This is a genomic window from Mediterraneibacter sp. NSJ-151, from assembly GCF_022487435.1.
GTDB classification, from domain to species: Bacteria; Bacillota; Clostridia; order Lachnospirales; family Lachnospiraceae; genus Schaedlerella; species Schaedlerella hominis.
Genome location: NZ_JAKVPP010000014.1, coordinates 11,831 through 23,654, shown reverse-complemented (window position 1 = coordinate 23,654; position 11,824 = coordinate 11,831). Strand labels below are relative to the sequence as shown.

At 48.8% G+C, this 11,824-nt stretch carries 13 protein-coding genes and 1 pseudogene; 9 read left to right on the top strand and 5 right to left on the bottom strand.

Features of this window, described 5'->3' with window-relative positions; genetic code table 11:
• Window positions 1–15 precede the first annotated feature (15 nt).
• The 4 genes from LQE94_RS12955 (at window position 16) to LQE94_RS12940 (ending at window position 4,161) form a co-directional block, all read left to right on the top strand.
• Complete coding sequence (locus LQE94_RS12955; protein WP_276312753.1) at window positions 16–717, top strand: CHC2 zinc finger domain-containing protein; 702 nt, start codon at window positions 16–18, stop codon at window positions 715–717.
• Window positions 644–2,002 (top strand): virulence-associated E family protein, encoded by a 1,359-nt coding sequence (locus LQE94_RS12950; RefSeq protein WP_117477255.1) that lies wholly within the window; start codon window positions 644–646, stop codon window positions 2,000–2,002. Before LQE94_RS12955 ends, LQE94_RS12950 begins: the two co-directional genes overlap by 74 nt.
• A gap of 267 nt (window positions 2,003–2,269) precedes the next feature.
• Window positions 2,270–2,437, top strand: a complete 168-nt coding sequence (locus LQE94_RS12945) for a hypothetical protein (protein ID WP_013976933.1) — start codon at window positions 2,270–2,272, stop codon at window positions 2,435–2,437.
• A 71-nt stretch (window positions 2,438–2,508) separates the two neighbouring features.
• Entirely contained in the window at window positions 2,509–4,161 is a 1,653-nt protein-coding gene (locus LQE94_RS12940) for a recombinase family protein (protein WP_013976934.1), read from the top strand.
• Between the two features lie 96 nt (window positions 4,162–4,257).
• Here LQE94_RS12940 and LQE94_RS12935 read toward each other — a convergent pair whose 3' ends face one another.
• From LQE94_RS12935 to LQE94_RS12915, 5 genes are all read right to left on the bottom strand, one after another.
• Window positions 4,258–6,591, bottom strand: coding sequence for an ABC transporter permease (locus tag LQE94_RS12935; RefSeq protein WP_117477254.1), 2,334 nt, complete (start codon window positions 6,589–6,591; stop codon window positions 4,258–4,260).
• The gene (locus LQE94_RS12930) at window positions 6,588–7,271 is read right to left on the bottom strand and encodes an ABC transporter ATP-binding protein (protein WP_013976936.1); all 684 of its coding nucleotides are present in this window, start codon (window positions 7,269–7,271) and stop codon (window positions 6,588–6,590) included. The genes LQE94_RS12935 and LQE94_RS12930 overlap by 4 nt, the downstream gene beginning before the upstream one ends.
• A 110-nt stretch (window positions 7,272–7,381) precedes the next feature.
• Window positions 7,382–8,419 (bottom strand): sensor histidine kinase, encoded by a 1,038-nt coding sequence (locus LQE94_RS12925; protein WP_041727635.1) that lies wholly within the window; start codon window positions 8,417–8,419, stop codon window positions 7,382–7,384.
• An 8-nt stretch (window positions 8,420–8,427) separates the two neighbouring features.
• Window positions 8,428–9,114, bottom strand: coding sequence for a response regulator transcription factor (locus LQE94_RS12920; protein ID WP_013976938.1), 687 nt, complete (start codon window positions 9,112–9,114; stop codon window positions 8,428–8,430).
• Window positions 9,107–9,295, bottom strand: coding sequence for a helix-turn-helix domain-containing protein (locus LQE94_RS12915; protein WP_013976939.1), 189 nt, complete (start codon window positions 9,293–9,295; stop codon window positions 9,107–9,109). Before LQE94_RS12915 ends, LQE94_RS12920 begins: the two co-directional genes overlap by 8 nt.
• Before the next feature lie 143 nt (window positions 9,296–9,438).
• Here LQE94_RS12915 and LQE94_RS12910 point away from each other — a divergent pair.
• The 5 genes and pseudogenes from LQE94_RS12910 to LQE94_RS12890 all read left to right on the top strand — a co-directional run.
• Window positions 9,439–9,747: pseudogene (locus tag LQE94_RS12910) on the top strand (VirD4-like conjugal transfer protein, CD1115 family); the annotation flags it as partial.
• Window positions 9,748–9,882: 135 nt separating this feature from the next.
• On the top strand, window positions 9,883–10,041 hold the full coding sequence (locus LQE94_RS12905) for a Maff2 family mobile element protein (RefSeq protein WP_240577897.1): 159 nt from the start codon (window positions 9,883–9,885) through the stop codon (window positions 10,039–10,041).
• 154 nt (window positions 10,042–10,195) lie between these two features.
• Window positions 10,196–10,468 (top strand): helix-turn-helix domain-containing protein, encoded by a 273-nt coding sequence (locus tag LQE94_RS12900; protein WP_002593556.1) that lies wholly within the window; start codon window positions 10,196–10,198, stop codon window positions 10,466–10,468.
• Window positions 10,428–10,817 (top strand): TnpV protein, encoded by a 390-nt coding sequence (locus LQE94_RS12895; protein WP_009296082.1) that lies wholly within the window; start codon window positions 10,428–10,430, stop codon window positions 10,815–10,817. The genes LQE94_RS12900 and LQE94_RS12895 overlap by 41 nt, the downstream gene beginning before the upstream one ends.
• A gap of 16 nt (window positions 10,818–10,833) precedes the next feature.
• Complete coding sequence (locus LQE94_RS12890; RefSeq protein ID WP_014078537.1) at window positions 10,834–11,796, top strand: DUF3658 domain-containing protein; 963 nt, start codon at window positions 10,834–10,836, stop codon at window positions 11,794–11,796.
• Window positions 11,797–11,824: the final 28 nt, after the last annotated feature.

Below are 11,824 nucleotides of genomic sequence, written 5' to 3'. Positions count from 1 at the left end.
GAAACCGGGTGCCTTTTGTTTTGTTTGGAGGTGGGGAAATCGAATGTATTTGAAACAGTAAAGCAGTCTGTCACGACAAGACAGGCTGCGGAATTTTATGGGATTCCAGTAGGACGGAACGGGATGGCCTGTTGTCCTTTTCACGATGACAGACATCCCAGCATGAAGGTGGACAGGCGGTTCCATTGCTTTGCCTGTCAGGGGGACGGAGATGTGATTGATTTCACTTCCCGCCTCTTTGGACTGGGCAGTAAGGAAGCTGCCTTGAAGCTGGCAGAGGATTTCTCTGTCAGTCTTGACAGCAAAGGTCATGGTCCGCCACGAAAGGCAATCATCAAAAGAAAAATCAGCGAGGAAGTGCGATACCGGCAGGCAGAGCAGAAATGTTTTCGGGTGCTGTGCGATTACCTGCGTCTGCTGGAACGCTGGAAAGAAGAATATGCTCCCAAACAGCCGGAGGATGACTGGCATCCCCTGTTTGTGGAGGCTCTGCACAGGCAGCCATATATCGAATATCTGCTGGATATTCTCCTGTCTGACAGCATAGAAGAACGTGCTTCCGTGGTTGCTGAGTATGGAAAAGAGGTGAAGAAAATTGAGCAGCGAATATCAGAATTTACCGCCAGCCACCCGGCAGGCTGTGATGAGCGCAGCCGAGGCCATAGCGCCGGAACAGAGCGCCCAAGATGTGCGGGAGAGCCTTTCTGTCACCGATAAGGGAAAAACCGCCAATACCATCGACAACTGCCGGATCGTGTTCTGCTGTGATCCGCTCCTGCGGGATGCTATCCGGTTAAATCTCCTGACCGACCGGGTGGACATTGTACGGGATTTGGGCTGGCGCAGGAACACCAGCGCCTTAACAGATACCGATGTGAAATATCTTCTCCTCTATTTTGAGCAGAACTACGAGCTGACCAGTGAGAAAAAGATCACAGCTGCACTTTCCATTGTAGCAAACGAAAATTGCTATCACCCGATTCAGGATGTGCTGAACAGCCTTGTCTGGGACGGGACACCCCGCATCCGTTCCTGCCTGCACCACTTTCTTGGCGCTGATGAAAGCGACTATGTGGAAGAAATGCTGAAACACTTCCTGCTGGGCGCTATCCGCCGGGTATTCCGTCCCGGTTCCAAATATGAGGAAATGCTCTGTCTGGTAGGCGGCCAAGGTGCCGGGAAGTCCACTTTCTTCCGCCTGCTGGCAATCCGGGACGAGTGGTTTTCCGATGACCTGAAAAAGCTGGACGATGACCGGGTGTTCCAGAAGCTGCAAGGCCACTGGATCATCGAGATGTCGGAAATGCTTGCCACCAGCAGCGCAAAGAGCATTGAAGAAATTCGCTCCTTTATCAGCCGACAGAAGGAAACCTACCGAACGCCTTATGAATCCCAGCCCAAAGACCGGCTGCGGCAGTGTGTGTTCGGCGGTTCTTCCAACACATTGGACTTCCTGCCGCTGGATCGGGCCGGGAACCGGCGCTTTCTCCCAATCATGATTTACTCGGAGAATGCGGAGGTTCATATTTTGGAGGACGAGGATGCTTCCAGAGCCTATCTTTTGCAGGTGTGGGCAGAAGCCATGACCATTTACCGCAGCGGACAGTATTCCATGAAATTCAGCAAGAGCATCCAGCGTCAGCTGGTGGAGGTGCAGAAGGACTTCATGCCGGAGGATACGGAGGCCGGGCAGATACAGGGCTTTCTGGAACACTACACTGGGAACATGGTCTGTTCCAAGCAGCTGTTCAAGGAGGCGCTGGGGCATACCTTTGACCAGCCGAAGCGGTGGCAGCTGCACAATATCAACGAGATCATGAACACAGTCGTGACCGGCTGGAAGCCTTTCTCCAATCCCAGGATGTTCGCCGGGTACGGCAGGCAAAAGGGTTGGGAATGTGACAATTTCGACAACAAACTGTCCGACAACGAAGGCGGATTTGTGGAACTGAGCGAGGAAGAATGCCGCCAGCTGGAACTTCCGAAGGAGTGGATTGCCTGAGAATGATGGTCTGTTGCCGGGATGGTTGCCAGTTGGTTGCCGGGTTCGTTGCTGGCAAATCTATGGTTTTGATATAGAAAAAGCCCATAAATAAAGGATTTTTCACAAGTATTTTCTGTCCGGCAACGAAAGCAACGAGATTTTACAAGAAAACTTATCAAGCAAAGATTGACAGTCAGATATTCATTTACAGGTTTTTATAGGCTGGTTGCCGGACTTCGTTGCCGGCACACGGTTATCTGGACTGTCACACTATGGAGGTAGCCTATGGAGAAAAACAAGAAGCAGAATAAAAAAGTCCGGTTCGTGGTGGTTCGGGAGTTTTCCGGGGACAAAACCATGCGGGAAGCCTTTGAGCAGCTGATCGAGCGCCAGACCTGCGAACACTTCGAGGAATGGTTAGAACATCGGGAAATGGCACAAAAAGCGGCGTAAAGCGGTTGAATCAGGAACGGGGACATGGTATTATAATGGTATCGTGTCCCTGTTCATAGAAGGAGAACACTATGAGCAGGAAAAAACAAGTCAATCAAAAAATCACAGCGCTTTACTGCCGTATCTCTCTGGACGATGGCAGCGATAATGAGAGCATGAGCATTAGCAACCAGAAACTTATGCTCCGGGACTTTGCCGAAAAAAACGGGATGTTCCAGTATGAGTATTATGTGGATGACGGTTATACAGGCCGCAACTTCAACCGTCCTTCCTTTCAGCGTATGATTGCTGATATTGAGGCGGGAAAGATTGGCTGTGTCATCACAAAAGACCTGTCCAGACTGGGCAGAAATTATATCGAGGCCGGCAGCTATATCGAAATCTTTTTCCCCAAACACAATGTACGATATATCGCCATTACAGACGGAGTTGACAGCCTGACCCGCCAGGAAATGGACATCACGCCCTTTAAGAATATCCTGAATGATATGTACAGCCGGGATATTTCCAAAAAGGTGCTGGCGGGGCGTATGACCCGTTCCCGGCAGGGAAAGTTTTGTGGTGGGCAGCCGCCTCTCGGATTGATGCGTGACCCGGATGACCGGGGGCATTTGATCCTTGACCCGGAGACGGCGCCGGTGATCCGAAAAATCTATGACATGGCGCTGGACGGCTGGGGCTGTATGCGGATCGCAAAGCAGCTCATGGATGACAAGGTTCCTATCACGAGGGTAAAGAGCAATACGGAATGTGACGTCAACTATTATGCGTGGGGCGGTGCAAGGATCAGTCATATCCTGCGAAACCCATTCTATAAGGGCGCACATCTGGTCTGCCGGACACATCAGAAAGGGATTCGTTCCAACACCTATGACATTATCCCCCGTGAGGACTGGGAAATCATTGAGGATTGCCATGAAGCAATCGTTTCCCCGGAAGAATGGGAGCAGGTGCAGTCAATCATTGACCGCAGACCTACCATTATGAAAGGCAACTCCTGTCCCTTCTATAACCTGTTCCACGGTATCATTTACTGTGCTACCTGCGGAAAGTCCATGCAGGTGCGGTATGAAAAGGTGGGCAGAACCGGAAAAAACCGTTTTACCGGCGAGATGCGGGAGCCGATTGACAAGGCGTATTATATCTGCCAGACCTACAACCGGCTGGGCAAGAACGCCTGCACCAGCCATAAGATCGAGGCAAGGGATTTGTATGACCTTGTTCTGAAGGACATTCAGGAACTGGCGGCACAGGCTCTCAAAGATGCCGACGCATTTTATCAGCGACTGAGCAGCCGGATGGAGCGCCGGTATCTGATAGACGCTTCCCAGACGCAGAAAGAACGCCAGCGGCTGGAAGCCAGAAATCAGGAGATTGACGGGATGTTCCTGAGCCTTTACACCGATAAGGCTAAAGGGATACTGACCGAGCAGCGTTTTATGAAGCTGACGGCGGCGCTGGAACAGGAGCAGGAAGCCAACCAGAAGCGCCTGCAAGACCTGATGTTGATGATGCGACACTCTGACGAACAGGAAAGCGAAGTCCGCACCTTTATCCGGGAAATCCGGCGCTACGCCGCCATTGAAGAACTGGACGAGGCGGTGCTGAACCGGCTCATCAGCAAGATTCTGGTGGGTGAAGTCAAGAAGATTGACGGACAGAAAGTGCAGGAAGTCAGGATCATTTATAACTTTGTCGGAGAAATCCCGGAGATTACAGAATAATCAGTGATCCCCATCTCTCAATTAATGAGGGATGGGGATTTTTTCTTTGCCGTCGTCCGGCAGATGTTACATTAAATTTTCCAAAGTGGATTGCAATTATAATTCATTGATTGTTTCAGTAATTGCCATGTTTCGAATCCGCTTCGCTGGGGCATGAACCGCAAGAGCTGCGGCAGCAAATACGAATAGAATGATAAGGCAGAGCGTCATTCCTGGCAGATGCCATGTCATGCCAAAATAGCGTGTAATGAGTCGAGCGTACAGCATACGGCTCAGCAGCAGACCGGCAATACAGCCGACAATCAGCCCGGAAACAGCATAGGTAAAGGCTTCCGCAGCAACCATCCGAGTAAGCTGACTGCCATCCATTCCAATTGCACGCATGACGCCATACTGCTTTGTACGGGCAGAAACGCTCATCGAAATGCTGTTGACAATATTAAAAAGAGAAATCAGTCCAATAATCGCCAGAAAACCATATACGACAATTCTGGAAGCCAGATAGGTAGCAGCTTCCTGCGAATTACGCTCTCGCACATCCGATACAATGATCTCGTCTGTTGCAAGGTGGGCAATTTGCATTACAGTCTGCTCTGTTGCTGAATCGTTCAGCAAAACGCCGATCATATTATAGTTCTGCGCTCCGACCAGACGGTCAAATAGCGCCTGTGGGCAGATGACTGTAACATCATCCGGGAACATTCCCTCCGAAAAAGCCCCCACAATGGTAAGGTCTCTTCCGCTTATATAAACGGTATCTCCAACCTTCAACGGGTTGTTTTTATTATAGATCGTCATGACTTCGTTGCTGCTGGCTGCCTGATCGGCCATCCTGCCTGCTACAACGAGATCCCTGCTTTTTTCCATCATAAAATCATCGTAGGAACCCAGCACCACATGCTCTACCTCTTTCTGCGGACTGCTGGCAGGAGTGTTGGTAAGACCGGTTGCGCCCCAGACATACCCAACACCCGGAATCGCACGCAGCTGTTCTGCCATACTGCGGGACAATACCTGTTCGTTTCCGTACCCGTTCAAGAGAATATCCGGCTGCCACGGAGCTTGACCGGGCAAAAGCAAGCCGGCAAATTTAAGCAGTACAGAAAAGCAGAGCACCAAAACAATACTGAGTGCAAAAGAAGATGTCATTAAAAACAGGTTCTTTTTACCGGCAATGGCGTGATGGGCTCCCAACGACAACTCGATTTTTCCAAAGCTATAGTTTGAAGCATGACGCGAAGCGGAAAGATTCTCTCCCGTGCCGGAGACCGCCGCCACAGGTGAGACCCGTGCCGCCCGTCGCGCCGGTGACTCTGCCGCCAGCAGGACGGTCACGATACCGACCACGATGCCACTGACTAAACCTACAGGACTGATTTGAAAAACCGGTGTTGTGGAAAACTCGCCACCGATGCCATAATGCAGCGCCGCGCAAATGCTCCAGCTGGCAAGTGTGCCAAGCAGAACGCCTACGGGCACAGCCGTTTTGCACCAGTTAAGCGCTTCTAAACGGACAAATCGGATAATTTGAGATTTGCTCATGCCGATACAGCGCATCATTCCGAAGAACTGGATTCGTTGTGCCAGATTGCTGTTCATGCTGCCGGAGATCATCAGTACACCTGCCAGAAGAACCAGCACAAACAGAACTGCGGCAAGGCTGTAAACATTTTTTGCGGCGCTGCTATCGCTATGTCCGGCGATAGCCATCACACCGGTGTTTTCTGAGACAGCATTTTCCGGCAGGTTATGCTGTGCCGTCAGTTCCGGGATTGCTTTAGCTGCCTTAGACGCGCTGGTAAACTGGACATAATATGACGTTTGAAGATTATGGACGTTGTTCTGCTCCATCAGCGCTGCAAATGCTGTGCGCGGCAGGTAGGCATCCATCAAAGAATATTGCCCGGAATAGTAGCTTTCCTCCACACCGCCCAAACCGGACACTGTAAAATCCCAGTCTCCGGACGGCGTACGTAGTGTAACAGTGTCCCCAACTGCAACTTGAAGGACACGCGCTGCATTGCTGCTGAGCATGATTTCGCCCATTCCCTGCGGAAAGCGTCCTTCGGCGGCACCAGTTGAATTCATTGTCAGATAGGATTCATCAATACCATAAAGTACAACCCTTTTTCCGTCCATGCGGTAGGGCAGTTCTCCGTCCGGGTTAAATATCGTAACTGCACCAATCGAAACCACATCATCCCGCTCCGCAATTTTCAGGGCTGTTTCTTGAGAAATGCCGTCCAACTCTATGTGCCAACTTCCGTTTTTGCCGGTCATTCGGTCGCTTTGGGTTCGAATCATCATATCCGCCACGCTAAAAATTGCTGTCACCAGAAATATCGAAATAATGACACACAGAATGGTCATCCGATTCTGCCGTTTCCGCACCTTTGCAGAGATCGGCACAAGGCTTAAATAGCTTTTCATTCCCGGCACCTCCCAAAATCGGTGAGGTTACCGTCCGATACCTGCAATACCCGGTCAGCCGTTTGCGCGATACTACGGTTGTGGGTAATCATAATAATCGTCTGCTCATACTTTTTGGATGCTTCTTTCAGCAGGGCAATGACCTCGCTGCTGTTCTGGGTGTCCAGATTGCCGGTCGGCTCGTCAGCCAGGATCAGGGCTGGCCGGGTAATGAGCGCACGGCCAATCGCCACACGCTGCTGCTGTCCGCCGGAGAGCTGGCTGGGCAGATGGTTCCGGCGCTCTTTCAGGTTCAGTACCGCAAGAAGTTCTTCCAGATATTTCTTATCCGGCTTCTGGTAGTCCAGCAGCACCGGGAAGATGATGTTCTGCTCCACCGTTAACTCCGGCACAAGGTTAAACGCCTGAAAGATAAAGCCAATGTTCCTGCGGCGGAATACCGTCAGCTTGCGCTCGTCCATGGCAAAAATGTCCTTACCGTCGATCAGCACCTTGCCGGTCGTGGGCGTGTCCAGCGCGCCGATCATGTTCAGCAGCGTACTTTTGCCGGAACCGGATTCCCCCACGACGGCCACATATTCCCCCTTGGGAACGGAAAAACTGACATCCTTCAAAGCCTTGACTGCGGTTTCTCCGCTGCCATAGGTCTTACAAATGTTTTTGACCTCTAATAAATTCATCGTGCATATACCTCTTTCTTCATGTTTTGCGAAATAGGCGGGCTGCTTTTGTTTTTCCTGCCTATGAGGAAAGGATAGCACCGAAATATTACTGTAACCCTACACTCAGCCTACAATTTTGTAGGAATTAAAAAATTCATGGTGAAGGTCGTGCCTTTTCCAAGTTCACTGTCCACCTCAATCGTGCCGCTATGGGCTTCCACGATGGTCTTTGCCAGCGGCAGGCCCAGCCCGATGCCCTGCTTGTCCTGGGAAAAGCGGCTGCGGTAGAACCGCTTGAAAATATGGTGCAGGTCCTCCGGATGGATGCCGCAGCCGTTGTCCTTTACGGCGATCTGAACGGCATTGGGCAGAGCTTTCCATGTAATATGAACCGCGTCGCCGCTCTCCGTATGGTCGAGGGCGTTTTTCACGATGTTGTCAATGGCCTCGGTCAGCCAGTCGCGGTCGCAGAAAAGAAGGACCTCCTCCGGGCCGGACAGGACAAGTTCTTTATGCTCCTGTTTGGCCCGGTATGCGAAATGCAGCTCAACATCCCGCAGCATATCCGCCACATTCTCGGCCCCCTTTTCCAGCGTGACGGAACCGGCGTCCAGCCTTGTGATCTTCAGCAGGCTCTGCACCAGCGTTTCCATGCGGTCAAGCTCCTGCTCAGACAGGTCAGCAAATTCTTTCACGGAGGACGCTTCTATATCTTCCTCATGAAGCAGGCCATTATAAATATTCAGTGCCGCCAGCGGTGTTTTCAGCTGGTGGGAAATATCGGAGATCGTATTTTTCAAAAATTCCTTTTCCCGAAGCTCGTTATCTGCGTGGGCGTTCAAAACCGCCGCCAGGGAATTGACGGAATGGAACAGCCGATATAGCTCCCCCTCACTGTCGCATTCAATACGTGCGTTGCTATCCCCGTCAAGATACACATTGATCTGGGATACCGCCTGTTCCATGATCTTATTCTGCTTTTTGAAATAGGAGCAGCAAACCACCCATATAGCCGCCGCTGCCAACAAAAAAATAAACAGCAGGCACAAAGAAAGCCTTTGATAGCGCAGCCATAAAAAGCCCTGTGCCAGCAGGAGGGATGCTGCCCAGATAACCGATACCGCAAGAAACAGATTTCTGATATCCTTATTTGCAAGTATTTTCATAGGCTGCCTCACCCTACTACATTCCATTTATAGCCCATGCGACGGACGGTCAGGAGCATCTGCGGGTCACTGGGGTTATCCTCAATCTTCATGCGAAGCCGCCGCATATACACGGTGAGGGTGCTGCTGTCGATATAATTTCCGTCGCAGTCCCACAGTTTATCTAATATCTGCTCCTTGGTAAGCACCGTATTGGGGTTTCGCATAAACAGGCACAGCAGCTTGTATTCAGCAGCGGTCAAATCCAACAGCTCCCCATTTTTGAAAGCCTGACCCTGCAGCAAAAGAACCTTGATTCCGTTCGATTGCAGTTCTGTGTCCGTTGCGCTGAAATCCTTTGCACGGCGAAGCAGGGCATTGACCCGTGAAACCAGGACTCCAAGCTTGAAGGGCTTGGTGATATAGTCGTCGCCGCCCATATCCAGCCCCATAATGATACTCGTTTCTTCGTCCGAAGCGGTCAGAAAGATGATCGGCACCTTGGAAACCTGCCGCACCCGTTTGCAAAATTCAAAGCCGGTGCCGTCCGGCAGGGATACATCCAGTACCAACAAATCATACCTGCCATCCGCCCACAGCGCATCCGCTTCTTTCAACGTTCTGGCAATATTCAATTCAAATCCCTGCTTCTTGAACGCAAAGGAAAGCCCGTTGATCAGGCTCAAATCATCTTCCAAAAGTAATATCTTACTCATGCTTCTGTTCCTTTCCCTGTTTCGTCCGGCCATCAATCGGCTTTTCCGCAGTTTTGGGAATCAGCCAAACACCGGCCATCTTTACAGCGCTGGGGATACGACCACCAGCGCAATAATAATTTACCCTACGAGGTGACACGCTCCATTTCTCAGCGGCCTCTTTCAATGTCATATAATCCATTTCGCACCTCCATCGAGTATATTATAGTTCTGCGTTTCGAACAATGCAAGGCAGAAAACATGAATAAGAAAAGGACAAGCACTATGAAAGACTGCTTTCTTTGATAGTGCTTGTCCTTTTTTGAATTTACCACTTGACATTGTGGCAAAGAATTGATGAGCCGGGACGAACTTGCGGTCATGGATGGCAGCAAATGTATCTTGCAGCTTCGAGGTGTAAGACCATTTTTCAGTGACAAGTTCGATATTACCAAACACAAACGGTATAAGGAGCTGTCAGACTACGATAAGAAAAATGAGTTTGATGTGGAAGCGTATATGCGGCATCGGATGGAAGTGAAACTGACGAGGACACAGGAATTTGACCTGTATGAGTTTTCGGAAGAGAGTCTGGCAGGAGAATTAAATACAGAAAACAAGGAAGCAGAGCATGTGAAAGATTCGGACACATAGCTCTTTTTTCTTTGCTCTTTTGGGAGGTGATGGATTTGAGAGATCATGAAAGGCCACCCGTAAGGGCAGAGCCGGAAAAGACTTCTTAAAGATAGAAACCAGAGAAATACAGAGATTTGAAAGGAGACAACGAATATGGCGTTTTTTAATCAGGCAGTCAATATTTTGCAGACACTTGTGGTGGCGATTGGAGCCGGACTTGCAGTATGGGGTGTTATTAACCTGTTAGAAGGATATGGAAACGACAACCCAGGTGCAAAGTCCCAGGGAATCAAGCAGTTCATGGCTAATTAAAGGGAACAAAAAGAAAGGAAAAACCAATCCAGACGGTATCAGCGGCAGGCTACAAGAATAAATTGTGATTTCACAAGATTGGTGTTATAATAAGAGAAAAGCTCCTGCCGGGGCAGCCGCCCCGGTGGTATGGGTAGAAAGGCAGGAAAACAATATGCACATCAGCTATAAACCACTCTGGCACACACTGTTAGAGCGTGATATGCGAAAAGAAGATTTAAGGCTTGCCGCTGGTATGACAACGAATATGATTGCCAACATGAGTAAAGAGGGAAAGCACATCAGCATGGACACATTAGCCCGTATCTGCGAAACGCTGAATTGTGAGATTACCGATGTGATTGAGTTAGTACCAGACGAGCCTGCTTCCACAGGAGGTAAGGAACATGAGAGAATTGAAACCAAGAATAACGGAAAACGGAATTGATTATATCCTTGTCGGAGATTACTACATCCCGGACTTGAAACTGCCGGAGGAACACCGCCCTATCGGAAAGTACGGACGGATGCACCGGGAATATTTAAGGGAAGTCCACCCAGCCAGATTGAATACATTGATACTGACCGGAGAATTGTGGACATATCTTGCAGACCTGAACGAACAGGCACAGGAACGGTTAGACACTATCATGGAGCAGATGAAAGCCACCGAGGGCGTGACAGAGGAATTGAAGCGAACTCAACAAATGGAATGGGTGCAGCGTTGTAATAACATTCACAACCGGGCAGAAGAAATTGTTTTGCATGATATAATTTATTCATACGGGAGTAATTAAATCGGAGGTATATAAGATGATTGAAATTGTATTTGGTGAAAGTGCCTGTGGAAGTTTGAAAATTGCCCAAACTTACGGTAAGGGAAAGTATAGAGGAAGTGCAGTTTCGGTCTTTATGAGGCACGAAGATGGGAGTGTTCCATCTTCAGATGAAATGAAAGAAGCACAAATTCAAGCACAGGAACAAGAACATATTGCTTGGGAGAATGCTATTCCATTGGGAGGCAAGAGCAGTGATGTTTATTGTTTTGATATGGCTCTTAGTGTGGGAGATATTTCTGATAATGGAATTGGCGAACAGCGGAAAAATGTTCTCAAGAAAATGCTGTCTGTCTGGTTTGTAGAGGATTTAGACTATCAGGTTGAAGAAAAAATACAGAAAATTAAAACTACATTGTCTTCGGTTATTGAACGATATGTAGCTGGGGAAGAAGTTCGTATTTGGTATAGCTATAATCCGGATGAACTTTGCGGTATGTACTGGCTTATGAAACAACTTCGACCATTAAACTGTCAGACAACAATTTATTTGGTTAAGTTACCTGCCTGGGAATATGGAAAAGAAAATACTATGACATCCAAAATAGCATGGGGTGAGGTTTCTCCTGGCGAATGGGGAAAATATATAACTCTACAAGAAAAAGCTAAGCCTGTATTTCTTTCAGCTTGTGCTATGAAATGGAATCAACTTCAAAATGAAAATGCACCTTTGCGTGCAATGCTAAATGGTAAATTGCAAAGTGTTTCAGAAGATATATATGATAGTTTCATTCTTCGTGAAATTGCAGAACAGCCAGAGCAATTCAAAATGGCTATTGTTATAGGTAATGTTTTAGGAAAATATCAACTTGGAATTAGTGATGTATGGATTTCTAATCGCATTGATAAAATGCTTGAAGATGGTGTGTTGGAAATTATACAGGACGCACCAAAGGGAGAAACAAATTATCGCCGGATATTAAGAAAACGAATGAAATAATAACCACAGCAAGAACCGCTGCTACATG

Excerpts from the sequence above, each read along its gene's own strand:
- LQE94_RS12950 (WP_117477255.1), top strand. The coding sequence starts at position 644 with ATGAGCGCAGCCGAGGCCATAGCGCCGGAACAGAGCGCCCAAGATGTG.
- LQE94_RS12945 (WP_013976933.1), top strand. The coding sequence starts at position 2,270 with ATGGAGAAAAACAAGAAGCAGAATAAAAAAGTCCGGTTCGTGGTGGTT.
- LQE94_RS12895 (WP_009296082.1), top strand. The coding sequence starts at position 10,428 with ATGAGAGAATTGAAACCAAGAATAACGGAAAACGGAATTGATTATATC.
- LQE94_RS12925 (WP_041727635.1), bottom strand. The coding sequence starts at position 8,419 with ATGAAAATACTTGCAAATAAGGATATCAGAAATCTGTTTCTTGCGGTA.
- LQE94_RS12900 (WP_002593556.1), top strand. The coding sequence starts at position 10,196 with ATGCACATCAGCTATAAACCACTCTGGCACACACTGTTAGAGCGTGAT.
- LQE94_RS12890 (WP_014078537.1), top strand. The coding sequence starts at position 10,834 with ATGATTGAAATTGTATTTGGTGAAAGTGCCTGTGGAAGTTTGAAAATT.
- LQE94_RS12930 (WP_013976936.1), bottom strand. The coding sequence starts at position 7,271 with ATGAATTTATTAGAGGTCAAAAACATTTGTAAGACCTATGGCAGCGGA.
- LQE94_RS12935 (WP_117477254.1), bottom strand. The coding sequence starts at position 6,591 with ATGAAAAGCTATTTAAGCCTTGTGCCGATCTCTGCAAAGGTGCGGAAA.
- LQE94_RS12940 (WP_013976934.1), top strand. The coding sequence starts at position 2,509 with ATGAGCAGGAAAAAACAAGTCAATCAAAAAATCACAGCGCTTTACTGC.
- LQE94_RS12905 (WP_240577897.1), top strand. The coding sequence starts at position 9,883 with ATGGCGTTTTTTAATCAGGCAGTCAATATTTTGCAGACACTTGTGGTG.
- LQE94_RS12915 (WP_013976939.1), bottom strand. The coding sequence starts at position 9,295 with ATGGATTATATGACATTGAAAGAGGCCGCTGAGAAATGGAGCGTGTCA.
- LQE94_RS12920 (WP_013976938.1), bottom strand. The coding sequence starts at position 9,114 with ATGAGTAAGATATTACTTTTGGAAGATGATTTGAGCCTGATCAACGGG.